Consider the following 26446-nt stretch of genomic DNA (forward strand, 5'->3'; position numbering starts at 1 on the left):
AGGTGAAGATAATGAAGATTTTAGAATTGTTTAAGAGCAAAAAAATAAAGATAACAAAGGCCAGGATAGAAATTTATAACATAATTAGCAGCAGTGAAAATGGAATTTCAGCAGATTTTATATATACTAAATGCATAGAAGCGGGGATAAATATAAATCTATCTACCGTATATAGATGTTTAGATTTATTTGAAGAAAAAGATATTATAGAAAAATTTGATTTAGGTCAAGGTAAATACAGCTATGCTATAAAAAAGCACGACCATAAACATGTTTTAGAGTGTGATATCTGCCATAAGGAAGTAGAACTTCAATGCCCCATGCAGCAGATAGAAGAGATGGTTAAAAATAGAACTGGTTTTACATTAACAGAGCATCAACTTTTTATGAAAGGTGTATGTAATGAGTGTAAGGATAAGAAAAAGTAATACTTATTAAAAAAGACGACTTCTGTCGTCTTTTCACTTAGCGTATAAAAACTTTTTTTATAATAATTGTGATCAATAAAGTTATTACTGAGGTAACAGCAATAGTTCCACCAGGGGCACTATTTATGTAATAAGAGGCTATAAGACCTATAAAAACATCTATAAATCCAAAAATCATAGAATATATTAATGTCCATTTAAAACCTTTGCCTAACTGTAAGGCTGTAGCTACTGGCACTACTATCATAGAGGAAATAACTAAAACCCCAGTTATTCTTAAAGACACTGAAATAGTAGCTCCTACTAAAAGAGTAAAAATATAATTTATTAGAGAAACATTTATGCCAGCGGTTTTAGCACCTTCTTCATCAAAGGTAGAGTATATTAGTTTATTATAAAGTAAGCTTAAGGTAAATATTGAGATAATACTTATTATAGCTATATATAAAAGATCTTTTTTTGATACTGTTAAAATACTCCCAAACAAGATGGAGTTTATATTAGCTCCAGTCTTTCCCGTGCTTACTATAATTATAGCTATACCTATACTTAAAGTTAAAACTATAGACATTACTAATTCTGAATATTGTTTATAATAACTTCTTAAAACCTCAATAAATAATCCACATAAAGTGGTAAAAGCGAAGGCGCTTAATAGCGGATCTATACCCAAAATAAAACCTAAGGCTATACCCGCAAAAGAGGCATGGGATAGAGTATCCCCCATCATTGAATATCTTTTTAAAACTAAAAACACCCCTACCATAGGACATAATATGGATATTATAAGACCTGCCATCATGGCGTTTTGCATAAATTCATATTGAAGCATATCTATTCAACCTTTCTTAATTCATCCTCATATATTTTATTTTTAAATTCTTTCACAGTATATAAATGTCCTTTACCACTAGATAATTCATATATATGAGTTGAATTATGCAAAGCAGCTTCTAAATTATGCTCAACAGAAATTACTGTTATGCCAAGTTCTAAATTAAGGGTTCTAATTAAGGAGTATATTTCCTTTTGACTCTGTATATCAATACCAGTAGAAGGTTCATCAAAAATCAATAAGTCTGGACTTCCCATTAAAGCTCTGCAAATAAATATCTTTTGTTGCTGTCCACCAGATAGGTTACCAATTAGCGCGTTAGAAAAGCTTAGCATATTAACTTTTTCTAAGCTATTTTCAATTATGGACTTATCCTTTAATTTAAGAGCTTTTAAGTGGCATGATAGCATTTCCTTAACAGAAAGAGGAAATTGCTTGTTAAAGCCTTCCATTCTCTGAGGAACATAACCTATACTTGATGCCTCAAAAGAAATGTTTCCTTTATTAGGTTTTAATATATTTAATATTAATTTAATTAAAGTACTTTTAGCACTTCCATTTTCACCTACGATGGTAACATAATCCCCTCTATTTATATGTAAGTCTATATCATTTAGTATATAAGGAGCAGAAGAGGTATAGGAAAAGCTAAGATTTTTTATATTTAACAAAGAATCATCTCCTGTAATGTATTATATTATAAAATTATTGACAAGAATTATTACAAATATTATTATATACTTAAATGCAAATGATTTGCAATAGGAGGTTTTCTTTGTATGTTAAAAAAAATTACTGGTATTTTTGCAGCTCTAGTATTATGCTTGAGCATGGCTGCATGCAATTCACAAAAGGATAAGAGTTTAGAAGCTAATAATATAGATTCTTCAAGTAAAATTAATGTGGTAGTTAGTTTTAATCCTATGAAAGAGCTTGCCGAAGCTATAGGAGGAGATAAGATTCAAATGTCAGTTATGGTTCCTTCAGGAGTAGAGGCCCATGATTTCGAACCTAAACCTAGAGATATGGAAGCCTTGAATAAGGCCAAAGTATTTGTATATAATGGATTAGGCATGGAAGGTTGGGTAGATGGAGCTCTAAAGTCTGTTAATAATAAGAGTTTAGAATTAGTAGATGCCTCTAAAGGTGCTAATTTAATAAAAATTGAAAAGCATGAGGAGGAACATAAGGAAAATTCTAAAGAAGTACATGGAGAATATGATCCTCATATATGGTTAAGTATTAAAGAGGTTAAAATTCAAGCAAAAAATATAAAAGAAGCATTGATTAAAGTAGATGAGAAGAATAAAGATTATTACGAAAGTAATTACAATAGTTTTATTTCTAAAGCAGATGATTTATTTAAGGAATATGAAACAAAATTTAATAGTATAGCTAATAAGAACTTTGTAACAGGTCATGCTGCATTTGGATACTTATGTAGAGATTTTAACTTAAGTCAAAATAGTGTTGAGGATGTATTTGCTGAAGGAGAAGCCACTGCTGTAAAGATTAAAGATTTAGTAGAGTATTGCAAAAAAAATAACATAAAAACTATTTTTATGGAAGAAATGGCGAGTCCTAAAGTTTCTGAAACTCTTGCTAAGGAAGTAGGAGCGAAGGTTGAAGTGATAAATACCTTGGAAAATGAGGGAGATTATCTAGAAACTATGAAACAAAATTATGAAAAAATTTATAATAGCTTAAAGTAAGGGAGAAATTATCTCCCTTTTTTCATTGAGTATATATTTTTTTTACATTCCAAAGTCCCTTTTTATTCTTTTCTAATAATACTTTATATTTAATGTTGGGATTAGGAGGTCTTTTTTCTTTGCCTGTTACCTCCACTACAGAAACATTGTTATCAGAGTAGCTAATATGCATGGAATCTACATTAATAAGCTTGTGTTTTGTAAAAATACCTGAAGTCATGTAGTGCTCTACTACATAACTAATATCCTTTGATTTATTTAAACTCACTGTATAGGTTAAGTAAGATAAGATTAGTAAAACAGATAAAAATATTGCAAAGAATTTTTTCATAATCTTCCTCCCACATAGGTTTCAAATTATTTATATGTATAAATAGTTTTATAAATGATTATTATAATTAAAAATAATAATATTGAAATTTATATTTAATGAGCTATGATAAATATATACATATTTTTAGGCATCGTAAAAAATAACTAGTCTAAGATGCAAAGTATATTTTGGAGATGCCTTAAGGAAAGGATGATATAAAATGGATTTTTCTTCTTTAGTATTAATGGAGATTGAAAAAGATACAAATTTATTTTTAAGAGAATTAGGAAGTTATGAGGTAGGAGAAGGAGCTAAATTTGTTAAGAAGCTATATTGCATAGATAAAGAAGTGTTTATTTACTTTGATACTGATAAAGATGTAGAAGAGTGGGAATATACTGCAATATTTGATTGTTTTAATTTAGAATTATTTGAAAAAAAAGATATAGATATTGAAGAAATTGATGATGAATATAACCCTACCTGGAAGATAAAAATAATCTATATGGAAGATCATATGGAAATGAAAGAAAAATTAAATGAAATCTGCTCTTTGATTAGTGAAGAGATACATAGGGTCTTTGAGGAAGTTAAGAATAAAAAAGAAGAGTATTTGTAAAAACTATAATGGAACAGAATATTTTATTTTTCAATGGAAAAATGAGGGAAAATATTTTATAATACATAGTAATACTGTTTATTTTTATAGGAGGGTTGTATTATGGGTGAAGTAAAAAAGTTGAAGACTAGAGAGGAAATAAGTTCTGAATGCAAATGGGATATAGAAAAAGTTTATGCTACAAATGAAGCTTGGGAAAAAGATTTTGAAATATTGAAGAAAAAAGCTGAAAAAATAAAAGATTTTTCAGGAAAACTATCTCAGCCTACGGTATTGCTAGATTATTTTAAAGTAAAAGAGGATATATCAAGATTAGCAGATAAATTATTTATATTTGCCCATTTAAAGAGTGATGAAGACAGAGCTAATAGTACTTATCAATCTCTAAAGGATAAAATAGATACTTATTTAGCAGAGCTTAGAAGCTTAGGGGCTTTTTTTGTGCCTGAAATATTATCATTACCCGAAGATTACATAGAAAAATCTATAGCTGAAGTTAAAGATTTAGAAATGTATAAATTCTTATTAGAAGATATTTTAAAGATGAAGCCTCATGTGCTTTCGAAAGAATTAGAAGAGCTTGTAGCTTCTGTTTCAGATTGCTTAGAAGCTCCGGGAAATATTTTTAGTATGCTTACAAATGCAGATATGACCTTTCCCATTATAAAAGATGAAAGTGGGAATGATATAGAATTAACTGAAGGAAATTATTCCGGGTTTGTAAGATCAAAGGATAGAAGTGTTAGGGAGGCTGCTTTTAAAGCGCTATTTTCTGCCTATGATAAATTTAAAAATACTATTGCTACATCCTTAACTTCTTCCATAAAAAATAATGTGTTTATAGCCAAAACACGAAAATATAGCTCTGCTTTAGAAAGCTCTTTAAAGCCTAATAATATACCTTTAGAGGTTTATGATAATGCTATTAATACAATAAATAGCAATATAGAGTCTCTTCACAGATATGTTAGAATTAAAAAGAAACTTTTAGGATTAGAAGAAATTCATATGTATGATTTGTATGTACCGGTAATTGATATAGAAAAAGAAAATATTGAGTTTAAGAAAGGTGTAGAAATAGTAAAAGAAGGTTTGCATCCACTAGGAAAAGAATATCTTTCAATCTTTGATGAAGGTATTAAAGAGGGGTGGATAGACGTTTATGAGAATAAAGGGAAAAGAGGCGGAGCCTATTCTTGGGGATGCTATGATACTATGCCTTATGTGTTACTAAACTATAATAATGATTTAAATGATGTATCCACCTTAGCCCATGAAATGGGTCATTCCATTCATTCCTATTATTCAAGGAAAACTCAGCCTTATATTTATGCTGATTATGAATTATTCTGTGCCGAAGTTGCATCTACTACTAATGAAGCTTTATTGATTCATTACTTAATTAATAGGGAGACACAAAAGAGTAAAAAGCTATATTTAATCAATCAAGAGTTAGAACAAATAAGAACTACAGTATTTAGGCAATTAATGTTTGCGGAGTTTGAGAAAATCACACATGAGTCTATAGAAAAAGGTAATCCTTTAACGGCTAAGGATTTGTGTAGTATATGGCATGAATTAAATGTGAAATATTTTGGACCAGATATGATAGTTGATGAAGAAATAGATATGGAATGGGCAAGAATACCTCATTTTTACTCCGATTTCTATGTATATCAATATGCTACAGGTTATGCTGCTGCCAGTGCTTTTGCTAAGAGTATCCTTGAGCAGGGTAATGAAGCGGTAAATAAATATATTGGCTTCTTAAAAAGTGGAGGAAGCGACTATCCAATAAATATTTTAAAGAAAGCTGGAGTAGATATGACAACACCAGCACCTTTAGAAGCCACTCTTCAAAGATTTAATGAATTATTAGATATGTTAGAACAGTAATAAAATAAGTGTGCTTTTGCTAAAATAGTGGAATTTGTTTCCCTATATTTAGTGTAAGCACATTTTTTTATTGTAATAAAATGCTGAAATTTATATTATAAAATAGTATAATAATACATAGAAAAATATTTTTGAGGTGGAGCATGAGACTTGAATTTATTAATAGGATAATGGTAGGAGATGTTTTAGCTAAAAGTATTTTAACCAGTGATGGGAAGATACTATTAAGATCAGGAGTTTCTCTTACGGAGACTTACATAGAAAAGTTAAAAGAATTGGATGTTTACTATGTGTATGTGGAAGATGATAGGCTGGATGATATTTATATAGAAGATGAAAAACTTAATGAGTTAAAAAGAAGCACTATGAAGAATATGGCTACCATAGTGAAGAACCTGACAAATAATAGCAAGGTAAATCTAAAGGATTCTCTTTCAAGAGTAGAGGAATTAATGGAGTATATTATCGAAATGGGAGATGTGAATAAAAGTTTACATGATATTAAGACCCATGATAATTATACATATATGCATAGTATTGATACTGGAATAATGGCGGCATTTATAGGAATGAATATGAAACTGAGTAAGGAAGAATTAAGAAACTTAGGTGTAGGTGCCATACTGCATGATATTGGAAAGGTGAAGGTAAAGTCTGACATAATAAATAAAAATGGGGCTCTAACCGAGGAAGAATTAACGGAGATAAAAAGACATCCTATATATGGTGCAGAAATATTAAAAAAGAACATATATATTCCAGATGCTGTGATAAATGCAGTATTGCAACATCATGAGAGAATAGATGGATTAGGATATCCTTATGGGCTAGAAGGCAATCAAATTAGTAGACTAGCTAAGATAGTTTGTATTTGTGATGTGTATGATGCTGTAAGTAGCGATAGAAGTTATAGAAAAAAATTTAGTCCTAATGAAGCATATGAACTAGTTTTATCGGGTAATGGATCTATGTTTGATGAGAGCATAGTAAAGATTTTTAAGGATACCTTTGCGGTTTATCCCTTAGGATGCTGCTTAAAGCTTTCTAATGGGGTAGAGGGGTATGTAATTAACCAAAATAAAGGATTTCCTGATAGGCCTATATTAAGGGTGTTATATGATAGTGAAACTAGAAAACCAATACCTTTTTATGAGATTAATTTATTAGAGCATACTAACATTACGGTAGTAGATACAGTATAAGAAACTTACAAATTAAAAAACACCTTATAAGGTGTTTTTTAATTTATATAAATTTTTGTAGGTTTTATTTATAATTTCTTCTTTATTAATACCATCTATAGGGTATTCAGAATAAGAAAACATAATATTTGCACTAATTTTGTTTTTAAATTTATATTGCTCAAAGTGTTTACTGATCTCATATAGTTTTTCTCTTGCATTCAAGGAATCTTGGAGGTTAAAGCAAAGAAAAATATCGTCTTTTCCATAATAAAGAATACTATCATAAGGAGAAAGCATAGAATGTATAATATTTGCTACGTCTTTTTTTAAGCTTTGGAAAACCTCTAAGTTATACTTATCAATTATGTGAGAATAATCTTTGATTTCAATTATCGCTAGAGTAAATATTAATTTTTGGTTTATATTTCTATCAAGAAGCTCCAAAAATTCATTATACTTTGTAAAAGGTTTATGGTAAGTTTTACAATTGTTAATAGTATCTTCACATAATAATGATAAATTCTTATTTAAAGAGCTTATTAAATCCATTTTATCCTCTATATTTTTATATTTATTAAAAGCAATAAAGGTACAACCAACAGTGCCTTCAGAGGTTTTTATAGGAAAAACCAATATAGATTTTATTCTATTTTCATATTGAAAAATAGGTAATGAGGATATTAACTCTTTATTATTAGTATATAAAGGTTTTCCAGTAGTTATTATATTGAAAGCTTCATTACAACATAAGTTTTTAAATTTATAGGAACTTGGTTCTAAATTAAATTTGCTCTTATAACATAGGGGATATACGTATTCATGATTATTTATAAATAGATATATTCCACAATAAGAAAAAGGCAAAATAGTCTCAATACTTTCAATAGCATTATATAACTTATTCATATAATTCGTGTTAGACATTAAAGTGTTGCTACAGCTTACTATAGCTAGCAGGTAAGAATTTTTTGTTTTTAAATAGCCTATTCTATTTAGTGAATAGTTTAAAAATATTAGGAATAAAGTAAGCACAATAACTAAGGCATATTGAAATATATTATAAAGGTACAGGGATAAATAAGAAAAAGTGGCTGACAGTATAAAATTTATTGAAAAATATATAAATTCATCATAAAATGAAGACAATACAAAAGCACTTTTTCTTACAAAGTTGTCAATAAAGAAAAGACAGTAGTTAAAAATTAAAAATGTAAATGAAAAGATTGCTATTTGAAATAGTAGGTCTAAATTTACTAAGTAGGAATTTATAAAAAAGTTTAAGCATATATGAGCTAAAAACGAGGATATAATCAGTAATGATAGATTAAAGATATGGCGATTATCTATAATTGGATTATCCTCATAGGAATATTTTAAATCCATTATCATTAGTAGAATATTACTTAAAATCAATACTATAAAAACAATTTTTATATTAAAAATAAAATAGCATATTATAATGATATAATCAGAAAAGGATATGTAAGAGCCTTTTAACTCAATACTATATCTTGATATTAATGTATAGGATAAAATAAGAATTATTATAAATATTATATCTTCTAATCCAATATGTATTTTTAAAGGTGAAAAAAAAGATGATACTAATATAATTGACGTAAAAAGAAGATAGCTTATACGCAACAACTTATATTGATTATTAATACTCATTTGTAAACCTACTTTCTATGAAATATAAAGATATAATTTATTATACTAAAGTTTCTATTGCATATAAATAATAAGCATAAAAAATGTATATATTAAACTTAAGGGGAATAGCTATGAGAGAAAAATATATTAAGAATATAATCAATAATCTAATAACAAATTATGGATTCATGGTAGAAGAATATGATGTGTTGCATAGTAATGGAAAAAAAGATTGGATAGTAATGAAGTATTTTGAGAATGGAGTATATGCAATTATTTTTACAAATACTGATGATTACTTATATAAAGTTAATAGTGCAAAACAATTCTTATATAGAAAAGCAGAATTATTTACAATAAATAATATTATATTATTAGAAGAGGAACAAGACATAAGTTATATATGCCAAGGCAGCGACTATAATACTATAGTTTTGAATATTAAGCAAAATGCTATTATAAAGTATTCAGAAGGAAGTGAAGGCTTCGTAAGACTATTACAAGACATGATACAAGATAAAAAAAATTCTAATGGACATGAACAAAGGGATGCCAGTAAATATTTAAATTTTACAAACTTACTTATATTGATAAATATATTATTTTTTATAGTATCAGCCTATTTATCAAAAAGTATATTAGATATGAATACGGCTGTTCTTGTGGCCTTAGGAGCTAAGTATAATGTTCTTATAGCCCAAGGGGAATATTATAGGTTAATTACAGCTATGTTTTTACATGGAGGTATATTACATTTAGTTTTAAATATGTATGCCTTAAAGGCTACAGGAGAAATTGTGGAAAAATTTTATGGGAAAGGCAGATTTTTATTAATATACTTTTTTTCGGGGATTTTTTCTTCTGTAGCTAGCTATATTTTTTCTGATTCCATATCAGTGGGGGCCTCAGGAGCTATTTTTGGATTATTAGGAGCCTGTCTGATTATAGGAATAAAAATTAGAAATTTAGCAGGAAAAGATTTTTTGAGAAATATTTTGTCTGTAATTTTTGTGAATATTTTCATAGGATTAAATATTAAAAATATAGATAATTTTGGGCACTTTGGAGGTTTAGTAGGCGGAATTTTACTGTCTATAATAGTATATAGAAACAATAATACTTAATTTAATAAAAAAGCGACGTTGGTCGCTTTTTTATTTATTGTGTTGCAATATTTTCTATATCTTCATAATAAAGAGTTTCTTTTTCAAGTAGTGCAACGGAAATATCTCTTAAAAGTTTTATATTAGATTTTAACAAGCTTTTCGTTTCAATATAGAGCTCTTCTACGGTGTTTTTACATTCCTTAAGTATTTCTTCAGAGTTAATGTTTGCTATATTTGATAGCTGAGAAAGATTTAGCAATCCCAAGGTTTTGCCCATTCCATATTCTGTAATCATATTGCCTATTAAAGAGGTTACATGTTGAATATCGCTATAGGCTCCTGTAGTAATTTTATCTTCACCAAAAATTATTTCCTCAGCGGCTCTTCCACCAAGGAGCACCATTATTCTATTTCTAAGATATTGAAGATTTTGATAAGCTCTATCTTCAGGTATGCTAAGAGTATATCCACCGGCACCTTTTGAGCTAGGGATTATAGTAACCTTTGAAAGTTTCTCATTAGGTAATAAGCTTCTGGATATGACAGCATGTCCAGCTTCATGATATGCAGTTATTTTTTTATCTTCATCTTTCATACTATCTCTATTTATTTTCTCATAACCTGCTAAAACAATGGAAAAAGCTTTGTCAAAATGGACATTTTCTATATAATCACTATTTTCCTTACAGGCTAATATAGCGGCCTCATTCACTAAATTTTCAAGCTTTGCGCCAGAGAAATAAGAGGTTTTATGGGCCCATTCTCTAATATCTAGACTTTGATAAGGTTTATTTTTTAGGTGAAGATTTAGAATCTCTTCTCTAGCATTTATATCTGGAAGAGTAACTTCTATATGTCTATCAAATCTTCCTGGTCTTAGTAAGGCTGCATCTAGCATGTCTAAACGATTGGTAGCCGCCATAACCACGATGCCCTCTTGTTCATTGAAGCCCGACATTTCTGTTAATAAGGCGTTTAATGTTTGATCTCTTTCATCAGAGCCCCCATTTTTTCCACCGTCTCTTTTTTTACCTATAGCATCAATTTCATCTATAAAAATCACAGCCTTACCATGAGTCTTTGCTTTTTTAAAGAGGTTTCGAACTCTGCTAGCACCTACTCCTACATACACTTGTACAAAGTCTGATCCAGACATGGCATAGAAGGGAACGCCAGCTTCACCAGCTACGGCTTTTGCTAAAAGAGTTTTACCTGTTCCAGGTTCCCCGTATAATATTATACCTTTGGGCATTCTAGCTCCATAAGCAGCATATTTTTCAGGATTTTTAAGAAAATCTACTATATCTTTTACACTCTCTTTTGCCTCTTCATTTCCAGCCATACTATTGAAATTATATTTATAATCTTTTATAGCATTTGCGTCCAAGATATCTACGGATAGCATGCCTTTAGCGCCTATCTTATTTCCTTTTAAGGCTATAAATAAGATAGATAATAAGGATAATCCAAGTAATAGGGAAGGAATTATCTCTTTTGGTGATGAATCAGGTTTTTCCTTAACCTTAACATTATTCATTAGGAGCTTTTCTTTTAAGTCAAGACTTCTAGGATTATCAGTATTATATTTTTCCCCAGATTTTAGTGTAATATATATTTTGTCTGCATTAGAAATATATACTTCATCAATATTTCCTTTTGAAATATCTTCTTGAAATGTAGAGTAAGCCTTAGAAGGCAACGCCTTGCTATTAATATTGTTAAATATTAAAAAAGCAGCACAAAGAATAGATATTATTATAGGGAAAATTATATACTTATTTTTTAATTTGTTCATTATATCATTTTCCTCCTTAGTTTAAAGTAATTACCCACATAAATAGTTTACATAATATATTATAAGGCTTTATTTTTAATTGTCTAATTTTATACATAAAAACTTCCATAGTAAGTTATGGACGAATTTATAAAGATTTATCATATTACTTATTTAAGTTAGGATAGCTTATGTGATATACTTAAATTTAGTATTATTGTATGTATTTCATAAAGAAGGAGCTTAGGAAAATGAATATAAGTGAAATAAAAGCTAAATTAACCCCTAAGGACATTTTAACTATAATAAATGACTATTTAGATGTTCCTGCATTGAATATAAATGAGGTAGCTATTAACGAATTTTTGGACCTATTTATAGAGTATAATTTAATTTTTAATGTTAAGGTAAAGGTGACATTAGCCTTTGGAAGTATAAAGGATAATCAGATATGCTTGAAGATTTTATCTGTTAAGGTAGGAAAGCTTCCTATTTTTAATTTTATTACAAATAAGATAGTGAAAAAAATTATTGATAACTTAAAGGCTAAAGGAATTTTGGTACAAGATAGCAGTATAACCGTAGATTTAAATGAAATTTTAAAGGCTCTACCCTTTATTAATTTTAAATTGGACAGCTTATCTATGAAAAAGGATTACGTGGAAGTTCAGCTCTTTGATATTAATTTCAATATGAATAAAAAGGTAGAGGATATTAAGTTGGTTGAGGAGGAGACTTTAGAAGCTAATGAACAAGTTAAGATTGAAAAGGTAGTAGATGGATATACTAAAGCTAAAGGTTATATACAAGATAAAGTTCCAGATAAATATAGTATGCTTTTAAAATATGCCATGATATTACCAGATATAATTGCTCTCTTTATTAGGTTATTTAAGGATAAGAGGGTACCCTTGAAAACCAAATTAGTTGTTGGAACAGCTATTGGATACTTGGCATCACCCCTAGATATATTACCAGATTTTATACCTTTTATAGGTCAAATAGATGATATGGCTATAGCTTTTTTTGCTATTAATAAGATAATAAATAAGATACCAATAAATATAATTATAGAAAATTGGGAAGGTGAAGAGGATATAATACTTATAATCAAAGAAGCTTTAACTTACTTTAACAGGATTACTGGAGGAACTAATGTAGATAAAATTTATGATAGCCTTGATAAGTTTATTTAGAAAATACAAAGAATTTTGAGGAGTTTTTATTATGGGAAAGTATTATGCTGTGGCAAAAGGAAAAAGTAATATGCCAAAAATTTATGATAATTGGGAACAGTGTAAGCTCGAAGTTATAGGAGCAAAAGGTGCAATTTATAAAAGTTTTACTAAGGAAGAGGAAGCCATAGAGTTTATCAAAAGCTATTTATGTAGCACTAGTAGTCATGAGGAGATATTTAGTAAAGAAGAAAAGCAAGAAGAGAAGGTTCAAGAGGACTATTTACATATATATGTTGACGGTAGTTTTAAGGAAGATAAAGAAAATTATTCTTATGGATTAGTGGCAGTTCATAATGAGGAAGTTATATATAAAGAAAGTGGTGTGGGTGAAGAAAAAGAAGCAATATCTATGAGAAATGTAGCAGGAGAGGTTTTAGGAGCTATGAAGGCTGTAGATTATGCACTAAAGCATGATTATAAAAAAATTAAAATTTTTTTTGACTACCAAGGAATAGAAAGCTGGGCCTTAGGAATGTGGAAAAGAAATAATTTTTTAACTCAAAGATATTATGAATATATGCATGAAAAAATGAAGCAAATTGAAATTAAGTTTGTCAAAGTAAAAGGACATAGCGGAGTAAAATATAATGAGTTAGCAGATGAACTTGCTTCTTCAGCTTTGAACGGATAAAAAATAACTAGTCAGTATAATGCTATATTGGCTAGTTATTTTTCTTTAAAGAGTTAAATTTTTAAGTGGCTTATAAAAACTGTAAATAATTTCAATGATTAATATTATTTAAACTACATATTCTATACATATAAATCTTATAAAAGGAGTGTGTAATATGAATAACAGATTTATAACAGGAATAACAACAGGAGCTATCATAGGAGCAGCTGTAGGAATGATGGTAATGCCTGAACTGGATAGAAATACTAAAAGGAAGATTAGAAGAACAGGAAAAATGGCAAGACATATGGCTGGAGATATGTATAGTAATATGATACGTTTTATGAGATAAAGAGAAATAAAATGTAGTAAGAATGTATAAAAAAATGAATAGTAAAAGTTCATTTAATTTATTTTCATTTAGTTATTACAAATTGTTTCTCTATAAATAAAAGCTCGAAAAGTGTTTCGAGCTTTTATTTTTTTGTGAAGAAATAGCAGTTTATCTAATTTTATTAAGATACGTGAAACTGTTTAGTTTTTTTAAAAAATATAACTAAAAGCTAAATATATTTACTAAATTAATAGAATATTTAATAAAATGTAAAAAAAAAATTCAAAAATTCTGTGGTTTATTTTAAAAATGTGTTATAATAAAACAGAACTTTATCATAATCTTTAATGATATTAAATTTAATGTATACTTCAGTAAAGGAAGAGTGATTATGGAGATATTGTCTTTAGGAGAAAAAATAAAAAGAAGAAGAAAAGAGTTAGATATGACCTTAAAGGATTTAGCAGGGGATAGAATAACTCCGGGACAAATAAGCTTGGTAGAATCTGGTAAATCCAATCCTAGCATGGACTTGCTTGAGTATTTGGCTAATTCTTTAAAAACTTCAGTTGAATACTTGATGGAATCAGAGGAAACTCAAGCTGAAAAAATATGTTTATATTTTGAAAATATTGCTGAAGCATATATTTTAAATGAAGATTTACATTATGGAGAACAATACATAGAAAGAGCTCTTTATTATGCAGAAAAGTATAATTTGGAATATAGAAAAGCTAGGAACTTATATTTAAGAGCAAAAATATATATGACAAAAGAGGAGTATGGAGCCGCTCAGCAGTTCTTTTTATCATCAAATGTAATATTTATTAAAAATAGCAAATTTGAAGAGGTAGTAAATACCTTTTTAAATTTAGGAAAAATAACCTATGAGCTTAAGGCATACCATTCTTCTAATAGTTATCTTCAGCAAGCAGAAAAAGTATTTTTAGATAATGACATTGGAAACGATGCACTTTTAGGAGAAATTTATTTTTATATAGCTAGTACATATTTTAAATTGGACAATTTGGATAAGTCCATTAACTATTCCTATTTAGCAAAAGAAAAGTTTAATCAACTTGATAATAAAAAAGAATATGCCAAATCATTATTACTATTAGCAGAACAATATAATAAAAAAGGCGATGTTGATAATGCAATAAAGTATTCAAAGAAGACTTTAGATGTATTTAGAGAACTTGAGGATTCCATACAATTATCTCAAATAGAGAACAACTTAGGAAAGCTATTCTATGAATTTGAAAATATAGAAGAGTCCTTTAAACATTTTAATAAAGCCATGGAATTAAGAAAAAATAATAAAGATGCAAAATTGGTGGAAACTTTAACAAATGTTTGTGAAAATTATATTAAGCTAAAGGATATTGAAAATTGCAGAAAATTGTTAGAGGAAGTTTTGCAAAATATTAAAGATGGAGACAACCAGGTATTAATAGATTATTATTTATTAAAATATAGGGTTGAATTGTTAGACAATAATTTTAATGAAGCAGAGAATACACTAATTATTGCTTTAAATTTTGCTAAGAACATGGATTGCCTAAAGCAAGCTGCTGAAATTGCTATTTTGCTAGGGAAATTCTATATAGATAATAAAGATGATTCGAGTGCAGCAAAATATTTAAATGATGGTGTAGCTATATTTAAGCAACTAGGGATTCTTAGGGAAGTTTAAATAGGTTGACTTTAAAATTATTTTATTGATTAAGTAAATTATATTAATATAATGAAATTTCGTATTATGTATTGGGGAATTATTACTTACTAAAGGAAAGCTTTATTATTTTGGATAGGTGTGAGGAATCATGGAGATATTGTCTACAGGGGAAAAGATAAAGAGGGCTAGGATATATAAAGGAGCTACATTAAAAGATATATGTGAAGATAAAATATCTGTATCTAAAATGAGCTGTATAGAAAACGATAAGGTAAAAGCAGAGCCCTGGATTTTAGAGTTTATTTCTAAGAAATTAGATATAGATATCGATTACTTAAGGAAAGATGTAAGAGATCAAATTAAAGATAATATATCAGTAGTAAAGGAACAGAAGTTTACTACTGATATAGAAGATAGATTACAATACAACTTAGAATATGCTTTAGAATATAATTATTATGACTTAGCTTTTAAGATATTACATATACTATTTAGCAATTATTTAATGTCTAAGAAATTTGAAAATATACAAGTAATTACATCGAAGTATTATGATATGTGTCAAAAGTCAAATATTGAAGAAAATAATCTTATTTATAGTAAGGATATGGCAAGATATTTTTATATGAATAAGGAATATGAACAAGCAGCATCCTACTATAATAACGTAAGAAAAGTTATAAGCAATACTGAGGATTGCGACAAAGAAACCTTAGCAGTGGTAACCTATAATGAGGCAGCTTGTTATTTGATGTTAGAAAATTATGAGAGAGCTTATGAAATTGCCATAAGGTTATTAGATTTAATAGATCATGTAAAAGTAGATATAAAAAAGGCAGAAATGTACCATGTATTAGCAATATTATCCTTAAAAATTGGAAAAGACAATTTTGAAGAGTATGAGCTAAAATCTTACGAATATTATAAAGATGATGCAAGTTATAAATCAAAGGCTATGTTAAATTATGCTATTTTAATGTTTCAAGGAGAAATGAATGATAGAGCCATAGAATATGTAAAAAAGGGATTGAATAATTTTCCAAAGCAAAACAAAGAAGAACTTGTTGAGTATATGTTAAGATGTGTAGAAGAATTAACTACCTATGGAGCGTTAAGTGAAGCACAAAAGATATGTGACGAAGCACTGAACAGCGCTATAGGTTGCGATAATATAAGATATATTGAAAAGGCCTATTATTTTAAAGCTATTATATTACAAAAGCAAGATATGTATCTTCAGTCAGAAATGTATATGAATTTATCCTTAGATGCTTTGTTTAAATTTGGGAATAAGCAGGAAAGACACAAAAGATATTTAGAGATGGGGAATATGTATCATAAATTAGGAGAAACCTCAGAAGCCCTTAAATATTTTACGTTAGCTATGGGAATAGAGAAAAAAATATAGTGAAACTATAATGCATAAAGAATTCTATTTTTAATAGAAAAGGTCTTTATGCATTTTTATTTTTACTTTAAATAATAGGCTGAATAGTTTGTTTAAAAAATTGTAAGTGTTATATAATATTAGTATGAAATTGTATAAATAAAGGAGGGAAGTTCAGCTTTCAAGCTGATATTTGTATGAATATAGAAAAGTTAACAATTAAGGTGCAACAGTCTCTAAATGATGCTCAATCAATAGCCATTAGGTTTAACCATCAACAGATAGACATATTACATTTATTTTCAGCCCTTGTTAATCAGGAAGATGGCTTAATTCCTAGTATTTTTGAAAGAATGAACATAAGTTTAAAATCTCTTAAAGAGGAAATTAAAAGCCAGTTAGATAGATTGCCAAAGGTATTAGGAGAGGGAGCGCAAAGTTCTGGGGTTTATGCTACCAGAAGAATTGAAGAGATCTTTTTAAAAGCTGAGGATATAGCAGAAGAGTTTAAAGATTCCTACATAAGTGTTGAACATGTAATGCTAGCCATTATGGACATTGATTATAATGGCGCTGTAGGGAGAATTCTAAGTAAGTTTAATATAAATAAAAAAATTTTTCTATCAGAACTATCTATGGTTAGAGGAAATCAAAAGGTAGAAGGACAGGATCCCGAAGAAACCTATGATGCCTTGAATAAGTATGGTATTAACTTAGTGGAAGAAGCAAAAAAACATAAGTTAGATCCAGTAGTTGGAAGAGATGAAGAAATAAGAAGAACTATAAGAATATTATCTAGAAGAACTAAGAATAATCCAGTGTTAATCGGAGAGCCCGGCGTAGGTAAAACGGCTATCGTTGAAGGTTTAGCTGAGAGAATAGTAAGAGGAGATGTACCTGAGGGCTTAAAGGATAAAATCATTTTTTCATTAGACATGGGAGCGCTAATAGCGGGAGCAAAATATAGGGGAGAATTTGAAGAACGATTAAAAGCTGTATTAAAAGAAGTTCAAAGTAGTGAAGGACGGATAATGTTATTCATTGATGAAATTCATACTATTGTAGGAGCAGGAAAAACAGAGGGGGCTATGGATGCAGGGAATTTAATTAAACCTCTTTTAGCAAGAGGAGAACTAAGATGTATTGGAGCCACTACCTTTGATGAATACAGAAAATATGTAGAAAAGGACAAAGCTTTAGAAAGAAGATTCCAGCCTATAGTGGTAGATGAGCCTAGCATAGAAGACACCGTTTCTATACTTAGAGGCTTGAAAGAGAGATTTGAGATTCATCATGGTATAAGAATTCATGATTCTGCTATAGTAGCAGCGGCAAAATTATCTCATAGATATATAACAGACAGATACTTACCAGACAAGGCTATTGATTTAATTGACGAAGCAGGAGCGATGATAAGAACTGAAATAGATAGTCTACCTTCTGAATTGGATAGCGTAAGGAGAAAAATATTACAGATAGAAATTGAAAAAGAAGCCTTGATTAGAGAAATAGATAAGCCATCTCAGGAGAGAGTAAGACTTTTAGAAAAAGAACTTAGTAATTTGCAGGATAGAAATAAAGAAATGACTGCAAAATATGAAAAAGAAAAAGCTTACATTCTAGATATAAGAGATTTAAAGACAAGGTTAGAAGAAGCCAAAGGAAAAATAGAAAAATATGAGCGAGAATATGATTTAAACAAGGTAGCAGAATTAAGATATGGAGTTATACCTGAATTAGAGATAGCTTTAAAAGAGAAAGAAGAGATATTAAAGCAAAATTATGAAGGAGCTTTGCTTAAAGAAGAAGTAACAGAACAAGAAATTTCAGAGATTGTTTCTAAATGGACAGGAATACCTGTATCAAAACTTGTAGAAGGAGAAAGGCAAAAACTATTAAGGCTGGAAGAGGAATTAAGGAAAAGGGTAATAGGACAGGAAGAAGCTATAAAATCCGTATCAAATGCAGTTGTTAGGGCTAGAGCGGGATTAAAGGATAGTAGAAGACCCATAGGATCCTTTATATTTCTAGGGCCCACAGGAGTGGGAAAAACTGAATTAGCTAAATCTTTGGCAAGAGTCATTTTTGACAGTGAAGAGAATATTATTAGAATTGACATGTCAGAATATATGGAGAAATATTCTGTATCAAGATTAATAGGAGCGCCTCCAGGATATATAGGATACGAAGAAGGGGGACAGCTGACGGAAGCAGTAAGAAGAAATCCTTATAGTGTTATATTATTTGATGAAATTGAAAAGGCTCATGAGGATGTGTTTAATATATTTTTGCAAATATTAGATGATGGAAGGTTAACTGATAATAAAGGGAAAGTAATTGATTTTAAAAATTCAATTATTATAATGACGTCTAACATAGGAAGTTCTTACTTACTTGAAAATATAATGGAAAGAAAAGTTAAGGAAGAAGTTAAAGATGTTATAATGATGGAAATGAAAAGTAGGTTTAAACCAGAGTTTTTAAATAGATTAGATGATATTATTATTTTCTCGCCTTTGAACATGGAAAATATAAAGAATATAATCAATATCTTTTTGCAGCAAGTTAATATAAGGCTTTTGGATAGGAACATTATACTTAAGGTTACAGAAAATGCAAAGGAAATTATGGCTGAGGAAGGTTATGATCCATATTATGGAGCAAGGCCATTAAAAAGATATATAGAAAATATTTTAGAAACGGAAATAGCTAAGAAAATAATTTCTGGAGAATTTTATGATGGGTGTACTATCGGTATAGATGCAAAAGCAGACCGTATAGTAATTGAAAGAATATAATAATTATTATTTACTATTGTTAAATGTAAGTAAAAAAATATAAATAAGTTTTTATAGGAGGTATAATAGGTTTAAGCATCTTTAAAAATAGTTGCTTGGCCTTCTTATTTATGTTGAGGTTTTGAGTATATGCACGCAGCTATTTTTCTTAAGATGCTTTATAAAAACATTAATGGAAGGAAATGAAAGCATGATAAGGCATCATAATAAAAAAATTAAAATATATCAGGTAGATGCTTTTACTAATGAAAATTTTAAGGGAAATCCTGCAGGAGTGTGTATACTTAAAAAACCAATACCTGAATATAAAATGCAGCTTATAGCTAGAGAGATGAATTTATCCGAGACTGCTTTTGCAATGCCTATGCATAAGAACAAAAATGATATAAAGAATAATTATATACTTAGATGGTTTACCCCTGAGAAAGAGGTAGATTTGTGTGGACATGCTACTCTTGCCACTTCTAAGGTCCTGTTTGAGGCCCTTTCTCTAGAAGGTGAAGAGATAAACTATGAAACTAAAAGTGGGAAGCTTGTGGCTAAGAAAGATGAAGAAGGAATAATTCTTAATTTTCCATTAGATGAGGCGATAAATTTTAATATTAAAGCAGAGGAACTTTTACAGGCTTTAGGTGTTAAAAATTATATTAATATTTTTTTAGGTAGAAATACTAAAAAGCTTATTATTCATGTGGGAAAAGAAGAGGATGTAAGGGCACTTAGTCCTAATTTTTCTCAAATGATAAAATGGAATCTATCTTCACATATAAAGGGTGTAGCTGTCACTGCACTATCGGAAAAATATGATTTTGTATCAAGGTACTTTAATCCTTGGGTTGGAGTTAATGAAGATCCTGTAACTGGATCAGTGCATACTGTGCTAGCCTCTTATTGGAGAAATATTTTAGGTAAAGATATACTAAAAGCTTATCAAGCATCACCGAGAGGTGGAGAGATAATTTTGAAGGTATTAGATGGAAAAAGAGTCAATTTAATAGGGGATGGAGTTATAATTATAGAAGGCTATATGTATATATAAAGCATATATTGTGTCATTAGATATAATGGATTATAATTAGCTTAGTCTTTATATTATAGGAGATAAAATGGAAGAAAATATAGATCTTTTAAATAATTATAAAATCTTAGGAGAAAAGAGTTATTCAAAAAATCATTTAGATAAGGCATTAAATTATTATCTAAAAGCCTATAGTCTTTTAGAGGGAAGAAGGAATATTGATTTATTGATGGATATGGCTTTAACATATGATAAACTTGGAAACTATGATGAGGCCATTAATAAATATATGGAAATAATAAATATTGATCCAATGGAAGCCAGGGCCTATTATGGAATTGGGGTAATATATGATAATAAGGAAGAGTATTTAGAAGCTATAAAGTATTACCACAGGGCTATCGAGCTAGATACAAAATATGATAGAGCTTATTTTTTCCTTGCTTATGCCTATGATGAGATTGGAGAAAAGAAAAAAGCTTTAGAATATTACCATAAACTTTTAGAAATTGAACCCTTTGATTTTTGGGCTAATATAAATATAGGATCATTATATGAAGAGACTAATGAAAATGAAAAAGCCTTAAGTTTTTTTCAAAAGGCTTTAAGAATAATACCAAACCACTACATGGCCTTATTTAATATAGGAGTTATAAATAAAAAGTTAGGCTGCTATGAAGAGGCCATGGTCTATTATAATAAATCTATAATAGAAAAGTCCGATTATTACTATAGCTTTTTAAATTTAGCTGTATTGTATAAAGAAATGGATAAATATACTGAAGCTATTAAAGTAATTAGTAAAGGAATTTTCTGTAATCCTACTAGTGCAGCCTTGTACTATAATAGAGCTTGTTTTTATGCACATGAAAAAAATTATGATAAAGCTTTGAAGGATATAGATAAAGCTTTATGCTTATATCCTGAGTTTATTGATTATATTAAAGAGGATGAAGATTTAACTACTATTTGGACCATAATAAAAAAAAATAAAGGCTTATAACCTTTATTTTTTTTCTACTTCTTTCAAAATAAATTGCTTATTTTTATAATATTTATCAATTATTCCTCCACCTAAACATACAGTGCCATCATAGAATACCACTGCTTGACCTGGAGTGATAGCTTTTTGAGGATCTTTAAATTCTACAAAACAAGAATTATCTTCTTTTAAGTAAACAACTACCTCTTGGTCGGGCTGCCTATACCTGAATTTAGCTGTACATTGGAATTTATCAGCTTTAGGCTTTTTGCTTATCCAGTTTAAGTCAGTAGCAAGTAGGCCAAAGGAATAAAGATTAGGATTATCTTCTCCTTGTACAACATATAGTGTATTTGTCTTTAAATTTTTATCTACTACAAACCAAGGATCTCCTTCTCCGCCTATACCAAGACCTTTTCTTTGCCCTAAAGTATAGTGCATTAAGCCGAAATGCTCACCTTTGATTTTACCCTCTAAGGTTTTTATGGGACCAGATTTTGCAGGCAAATAATTATTAAGAAATTCTCTAAAATTTCTTTCACCAATGAAACAAACTCCCGTACTGTCCTTTTTAGTAGCAGTAGATAAACCAGCTTTCTTTGCAATTTCTCTTACTTCAGGCTTTGTAAGGTGACCTATTGGAAACATACTCTTAGATAACTGATATTGATTTAATTCACATAAGAAATAACTTTGATCCTTATTTGAGTCAGAACCTCTTAATAATCGATATTCGTCGTCAAAATAATCCAACTGGGCATAATGACCCATAGCAATGTAATCAGCCCCTATTTTTAGAGCGAAATCTAAAAAAGCTTTAAATTTTATTTCTTTATTACACATAACATCAGGATTTGGCGTTCTACCTTTTTTATATTCTGATAGAAAATACTCGAAGACCCTATCCCAATATTCCTTTACAAAATTTATTGTATAATAAGGAATTCCTATATTATCACAGACTCTTCTTACATCTTCATAATCATCAACAGCAGTACAAGCTCCATTGTCGTCTTTTTCATCCCAGTTTTTCATAAATACACCAACAACATTATAGCCTTGTTCTTTTAGTAGCAAAGCAGCGACAGATGAATCAACGCCGCCGGACATACCAATAACAACCTTAGTATCCTTAGGATCTTTTAACATTTATATAAATCAACCTTTCTCTTTAAAATTTATTTCACTTTATTAATGATAATATTATTAAATTTATTTATCAATACATATTTAATAATATCTATATATTATTAAACAATCATAGGCAAAATAAATAAAAATAGACATTCCATAATATATTATGGAATGCCTATTTGGTAAAATGATTATAAGTTTCTTTCGTATTGTTCAACCATTTTCTTAACCATTTCTCCGCCAACAGAACCGTTTTCTCTTGAAGTTAAATCTCCATTGTAACCTTCTTTAAGATTAACTCCTAATTCTCTAGCTGTCTCCATCTTGAATTGGTTTAATCCTTTTCTAGCTTCTGGTACTAATTTTCTATTATTTGCCATGACTATTACCTCCTTTTTTTTATTTAGATATTTAATCTTTGTAGTTTTAAATATTAAATATCTTGTAGTACTATTTTGTCGCAATAAAATTAAAATACCCTATTTAATTTGAGGGAAGAGAGGAAATAGAATATTATGATGGAATAAAATGTTAAAGAGTTGAAAAAAATTTCACAAACTATATTAACATTTGGCTTAAAACATGCTAAAATACAACTAGTCAGTATTCTAAATGAAACTGAACTAAAAAATAAAAAATTTTTAATATCAACTTATATCCTTTTAAGGAATAAGAGTGAGGAGGATTATTATGGAAAGAAATTCAGTAAGAGTTTCAAATACTAAAGTTAGGCAGCTAACTTTGGTAGGTATGCTATCTGCCATATCAATTATTTTAGGTGCTACAGGTTATGGTTTTATACCCTTACCTATGGCTAAGATCACAATTATGCACATACCTGTAATAATTGGAGCTATATTAGAAGGACCTAAGGTGGGTATGTTAATAGGATTAATGTTTGGATGCTTTAGTATAATACAGAATATAATGTCACCTTCATTATTATCCTTTGCATTTTTTAATCCTTTGGTTTCAGTTTTACCTAGAGTATTAATTGGAGCTACTTCTTATTACAGCTATAAATTGATAAAGATTAAAAACGAGTCAGTAAGAGTAGCTATTGGAGCAGCAGTAGGTTCTTTAACCAATACAGTAGGTGTTTTGGGAATGATCTATCTGCTATATGTAGAAAGATATGCGCAGGTAAAAAATATGGCTATAGATAAAGCTACAAAAGCTATTTTTGGGATAGCCTATACTAATGGTATATTAGAAGCTATTGCAGCGGTAATTATTACAGTATCAGTTGTTTTAGCAGTTAAAAAGATTAAAAAATAATTTGTAATAAAAAAGGTCAAGCATTTACTTGATGAAATGCTTGACCTTTATATATTACTGATCTTTATCCTTAGGATTTTCGTGGTAAAATTCAGCATCTTGATAAGGTCTCCCGTAATTAGGATCTTGTCTGTATACATCTCTTTTTTCAGGAAGAATTATTACTGCAGCAATATAAGCTAGTATTCCAGAGCCTCCGAGAAATGTAAAGCCTAACCATACAAGTCTTATTATAGAAACATCTACCTGCAAATATTCAGCAATTCCTGCGCAAACACCAGAAACCATTGCTTGTTCTTTAATTTTATATAATCTTTTAGCGCTCATTGATACATACCTCCATATAATTTTTTTATTAATATAAGCTTATTAATAAGTTTACTTTTAATATAATCATCTCTATGTTTTAATTATATTTTTTTTATTGATTTATGACTAGTTATTCTAGTAATAAAAAAGGATGACCAAGGTAATAATAAAAATCAATATAGGAGTCATGATTAATTACACAAATGAGTTTAAAGTCTCTTTTGGTAGGGAGTCAAGAGCATATTTAATAAAGTTCTTTGCGGTAATACCTTCTTTGCAGGAAGTATCAATCAATTGTTTCCAATACCTGCTTCCCTTACAATTGTTAAATAAGGTTAAAGTATGCCTCAGTATAAGATGCATACCAATTTTGTTATCTTGAAGTTCCTCAAGATAAGGAAGCATTTTTTCTAAAATCTCCCTTCTGCTTATGCTGGAGGTTGTTCCCTTCATAAAAAGATTGTCTACCTTTGTAAGAACATATGAATTTTCATAGGATACCCTTCCTAACATTACGCCGTCCACATGTTTTAAGTGGTCTTTCATGGCATCTATAGTTTTTATGCCACCATTAATTTCTATATTAAGATGAGGTAAATCTTTTTTTATTTTATGAACTTCATCATATTTTAAAGGTGGAATTTCTCTATTTTCTTTAGGACTTAGTCCGGATAGAATGGCTGTTCTTGCATGGATAATAAATCTATCTATTTTAGATTTCTCAATAGTTTGCATAAAATGCTTCATATAGTCATAATTATCTAATATTGTATTCTTAAAGGAAGTTGGCAATACATTATTGCCGTTAATACCAATTCTGTGCTTTACTGTTATAGGCTTCTTTGTAGCTTCCCTCATAGCCGTTACCATATCAGCTACTAATTCTGGATAGGCCATAAGAATTGCACCCATTGCATTTCCAGAGATTCGGTCTGAAGGGCAACCTACGTTTAGATTAAGCTCATTATAGTCCCAATCTTCAGCTATTTTAACAGCTTTATATATCTCTTCTGGATCACAACCTGCAATCTGAAGAGATAGGGGCTTTTCTATGGAATTAAAATCTAAAAGTTTATGTCTGTCTCCATATATTATAGAGTGAGCAGTTATCATTTCAGTATATAAAAGAGATTTTTTTGTCATAAGTCTGCAAAAATATCTAAAATGCCTATCAGTCCGATCCACCATAGGAGCTATACTAACCTTTGGCGGGATGATATTTGATAAGTATTTCATAAACACCTCCAAAAATTTTAATACATATAATTATTACAACGTAATAATTCATATAGTATATATTAATTAATAATGATTGTCAAAAACTATTGCATATAGATCTTTAATATGTAAATAATAAAAATATAAGATATATGAAGCAGGAGGATTTTGTATGAAAGAATTATTTTTAGATATAGAATCTCATATATTGGAAGATGAGAAGCCCTCTATTTATCTTCAAAAGCTACTTGAAGAAGGAGATTTAAATGAATCCCCTTTTACTATGATAAGGGATATGAAAGAAACACCACAAGAGCCTAAGCATCACCCAGAGGGTAATGTATGGAATCATGTGATGATGGTATTAGATAGAGCCGCTAAATATAGAGTTTTAAGTAAGGATAAGAGAGTTTTTATGTGGGCTGCTTTGTTGCATGATATAGGTAAGTTTCCAACTACAAAATTAAGGAAAGGTAGAATAACCTCTTATGATCACGATAAAATAGGAGAGCAGATGTCTATTGACTTTCTTAAGTGTTTTACAGAGGATAAAGAAACTATTTATAAAATTTCTAAGCTTATTAGATACCACATGCATTCTCTATTTGTATTAAATAAATTGCCCTTTGCTAATATTTCAAAAATGGTAGAAGAAACTTCTTTGTATGAATTAGGTTTGTTATCTCTTTGTGATAGATTAGGGAGAGGTGGCATTAACAAGGACAAGGAAAAAGAAGTTGAGAATAATATTAATGAATTCTTACACATTGTATCAGAAACTACTGGAGATTTACCAATAAAACTATCTTTACTAATTTAGGATGTTTGAAAAAATAATAGTCGCTCTACTGATTAGTTTGAATGTTTGCATATAATTGTTTTTCAAGAAGTTTTACAAGAATATATCTTTAGAATAATTAAAAAAGTCGAAGTAATAAA

Annotated in this window: 25 protein-coding genes; 16 read left to right on the forward strand and 9 right to left on the reverse strand. The window is 29.0% G+C overall.

What is annotated here, in order from left to right; all coding sequences use genetic code 11:
- Positions 1-11 precede the first annotated feature (11 nt).
- Entirely contained in the window at positions 12-428 is a 417-nt protein-coding gene (locus BN2665_RS02865) for a Fur family transcriptional regulator (RefSeq protein ID WP_055665610.1), read from the forward strand.
- Between the two features lie 37 nt (positions 429-465).
- On the opposite strand, the gene BN2665_RS02870 is transcribed toward BN2665_RS02865, so the two are convergent.
- On the reverse strand, positions 466-1260 hold the full coding sequence (locus BN2665_RS02870; protein ID WP_055665611.1) for a metal ABC transporter permease: 795 nt from the start codon (positions 1258-1260) through the stop codon (positions 466-468).
- 2 nt (positions 1261-1262) lie between these two features.
- On the reverse strand, positions 1263-1934 hold the full coding sequence (locus BN2665_RS02875; protein ID WP_055665612.1) for a metal ABC transporter ATP-binding protein: 672 nt from the start codon (positions 1932-1934) through the stop codon (positions 1263-1265).
- A 108-nt stretch (positions 1935-2042) separates the two neighbouring features.
- Here BN2665_RS02875 and BN2665_RS02880 point away from each other — a divergent pair, with 108 nt between their 5' ends.
- A complete protein-coding gene (locus tag BN2665_RS02880; RefSeq protein WP_055665613.1) occupies positions 2043-2975 on the forward strand; it encodes a metal ABC transporter solute-binding protein, Zn/Mn family in 933 nt (310 codons plus the stop codon).
- Between the two features lie 22 nt (positions 2976-2997).
- On the opposite strand, the gene BN2665_RS02885 is transcribed toward BN2665_RS02880, so the two are convergent.
- Positions 2998-3306 carry a hypothetical protein gene (locus BN2665_RS02885; RefSeq protein ID WP_055665614.1) on the reverse strand — a complete coding sequence of 103 codons (309 nt, stop codon included), beginning with the start codon at positions 3304-3306 and terminating at the stop codon, positions 2998-3000.
- Positions 3307-3508: 202 nt separating this feature from the next.
- Between BN2665_RS02885 and BN2665_RS02890 the strand changes: the two genes are divergently transcribed.
- The 3 genes from BN2665_RS02890 (at position 3509) to BN2665_RS02900 (ending at position 7005) form a co-directional block, all read left to right on the forward strand.
- Positions 3509-3907, forward strand: coding sequence for a DUF6762 family protein (locus tag BN2665_RS02890; protein WP_055665615.1), 399 nt, complete (start codon positions 3509-3511; stop codon positions 3905-3907).
- 102 nt (positions 3908-4009) lie between these two features.
- On the forward strand, positions 4010-5803 hold the full coding sequence (pepF, locus tag BN2665_RS02895; protein WP_055665616.1) for an oligoendopeptidase F: 1794 nt from the start codon (positions 4010-4012) through the stop codon (positions 5801-5803).
- Positions 5804-5946: 143 nt separating this feature from the next.
- Positions 5947-7005, forward strand: a complete 1059-nt coding sequence (locus tag BN2665_RS02900; RefSeq protein ID WP_055665617.1) for an HD-GYP domain-containing protein — start codon at positions 5947-5949, stop codon at positions 7003-7005.
- 24 nt (positions 7006-7029) lie between these two features.
- Here BN2665_RS02900 and BN2665_RS26840 read toward each other — a convergent pair whose 3' ends face one another.
- A complete protein-coding gene (locus tag BN2665_RS26840) occupies positions 7030-7911 on the reverse strand; it encodes a nucleotidyl cyclase domain-containing protein (RefSeq protein ID WP_195892648.1) in 882 nt (293 codons plus the stop codon).
- A gap of 860 nt (positions 7912-8771) precedes the next feature.
- On the opposite strand from BN2665_RS26840, the gene BN2665_RS26140 reads away from it, so the two are divergent.
- Entirely contained in the window at positions 8772-9764 is a 993-nt protein-coding gene (locus BN2665_RS26140) for a rhomboid family intramembrane serine protease (protein ID WP_074042205.1), read from the forward strand.
- A gap of 34 nt (positions 9765-9798) precedes the next feature.
- On the opposite strand, the gene BN2665_RS02915 is transcribed toward BN2665_RS26140, so the two are convergent.
- A complete protein-coding gene (locus BN2665_RS02915) occupies positions 9799-11541 on the reverse strand; it encodes an ATP-dependent metallopeptidase FtsH/Yme1/Tma family protein (protein ID WP_055665619.1) in 1743 nt (580 codons plus the stop codon).
- Between the two features lie 230 nt (positions 11542-11771).
- Here BN2665_RS02915 and BN2665_RS02920 point away from each other — a divergent pair, with 230 nt between their 5' ends.
- The 8 genes from BN2665_RS02920 to BN2665_RS02950 all read left to right on the forward strand — a co-directional run bounded on the left by BN2665_RS02920 (position 11772) and on the right by BN2665_RS02950 (position 21589).
- Complete coding sequence (locus tag BN2665_RS02920; protein WP_055665620.1) at positions 11772-12716, forward strand: YkvA family protein; 945 nt, start codon at positions 11772-11774, stop codon at positions 12714-12716.
- A 31-nt stretch (positions 12717-12747) separates the two neighbouring features.
- Complete coding sequence (locus tag BN2665_RS02925) at positions 12748-13389, forward strand: ribonuclease H1 domain-containing protein (RefSeq protein WP_055665621.1); 642 nt, start codon at positions 12748-12750, stop codon at positions 13387-13389.
- 157 nt (positions 13390-13546) lie between these two features.
- Positions 13547-13723 carry a YtxH domain-containing protein gene (locus tag BN2665_RS26845; protein ID WP_154674851.1) on the forward strand — a complete coding sequence of 59 codons (177 nt, stop codon included), beginning with the start codon at positions 13547-13549 and terminating at the stop codon, positions 13721-13723.
- Positions 13724-14096: 373 nt separating this feature from the next.
- Positions 14097-15401: a transcriptional regulator gene (locus tag BN2665_RS02930; RefSeq protein WP_055665622.1), complete on the forward strand. Its 1305-nt coding sequence runs from the start codon at positions 14097-14099 to the stop codon at positions 15399-15401.
- Positions 15402-15531: 130 nt separating this feature from the next.
- Positions 15532-16791: a helix-turn-helix domain-containing protein gene (locus BN2665_RS02935; protein ID WP_055665623.1), complete on the forward strand. Its 1260-nt coding sequence runs from the start codon at positions 15532-15534 to the stop codon at positions 16789-16791.
- 176 nt (positions 16792-16967) lie between these two features.
- Positions 16968-19568 (forward strand): ATP-dependent chaperone ClpB, encoded by a 2601-nt coding sequence (gene clpB / locus BN2665_RS02940; protein ID WP_055665624.1) that lies wholly within the window; start codon positions 16968-16970, stop codon positions 19566-19568.
- Positions 19569-19758: 190 nt separating this feature from the next.
- Complete coding sequence (locus tag BN2665_RS02945; RefSeq protein WP_055665783.1) at positions 19759-20607, forward strand: PhzF family phenazine biosynthesis protein; 849 nt, start codon at positions 19759-19761, stop codon at positions 20605-20607.
- A gap of 67 nt (positions 20608-20674) precedes the next feature.
- Positions 20675-21589 carry a tetratricopeptide repeat protein gene (locus BN2665_RS02950; protein WP_055665625.1) on the forward strand — a complete coding sequence of 305 codons (915 nt, stop codon included), beginning with the start codon at positions 20675-20677 and terminating at the stop codon, positions 21587-21589.
- Between the two features lie 3 nt (positions 21590-21592).
- On the opposite strand, the gene mnmA is transcribed toward BN2665_RS02950, so the two are convergent.
- Positions 21593-22717 carry a tRNA 2-thiouridine(34) synthase MnmA gene (gene mnmA / locus BN2665_RS02955; protein WP_055665626.1) on the reverse strand — a complete coding sequence of 375 codons (1125 nt, stop codon included), beginning with the start codon at positions 22715-22717 and terminating at the stop codon, positions 21593-21595.
- Positions 22718-22893: 176 nt separating this feature from the next.
- On the reverse strand, positions 22894-23082 hold the full coding sequence (locus BN2665_RS02960) for an alpha/beta-type small acid-soluble spore protein (protein WP_055665627.1): 189 nt from the start codon (positions 23080-23082) through the stop codon (positions 22894-22896).
- Positions 23083-23392: 310 nt separating this feature from the next.
- Between BN2665_RS02960 and BN2665_RS02965 the strand changes: the two genes are divergently transcribed.
- Positions 23393-23980 carry an ECF transporter S component gene (locus BN2665_RS02965; protein ID WP_055665628.1) on the forward strand — a complete coding sequence of 196 codons (588 nt, stop codon included), beginning with the start codon at positions 23393-23395 and terminating at the stop codon, positions 23978-23980.
- A gap of 54 nt (positions 23981-24034) precedes the next feature.
- On the opposite strand, the gene BN2665_RS02970 is transcribed toward BN2665_RS02965, so the two are convergent.
- Together BN2665_RS02970 and dusA are read right to left on the reverse strand one after the other, a co-directional pair.
- Positions 24035-24307 carry a PspC domain-containing protein gene (locus tag BN2665_RS02970; protein ID WP_074042206.1) on the reverse strand — a complete coding sequence of 91 codons (273 nt, stop codon included), beginning with the start codon at positions 24305-24307 and terminating at the stop codon, positions 24035-24037.
- Between the two features lie 177 nt (positions 24308-24484).
- Positions 24485-25525, reverse strand: a complete 1041-nt coding sequence (gene dusA / locus BN2665_RS02975; RefSeq protein ID WP_055665629.1) for a tRNA dihydrouridine(20/20a) synthase DusA — start codon at positions 25523-25525, stop codon at positions 24485-24487.
- 154 nt (positions 25526-25679) lie between these two features.
- Between dusA and BN2665_RS02980 the strand changes: the two genes are divergently transcribed.
- Positions 25680-26327 carry an HD domain-containing protein gene (locus BN2665_RS02980; protein ID WP_055665630.1) on the forward strand — a complete coding sequence of 216 codons (648 nt, stop codon included), beginning with the start codon at positions 25680-25682 and terminating at the stop codon, positions 26325-26327.
- Positions 26328-26446: the final 119 nt, after the last annotated feature.

Origin of the sequence: Desnuesiella massiliensis (assembly GCF_001403615.1) — a bacterium.
Taxonomy (GTDB): Bacteria; Bacillota; Clostridia; order Clostridiales; family Clostridiaceae; genus Desnuesiella; species Desnuesiella massiliensis.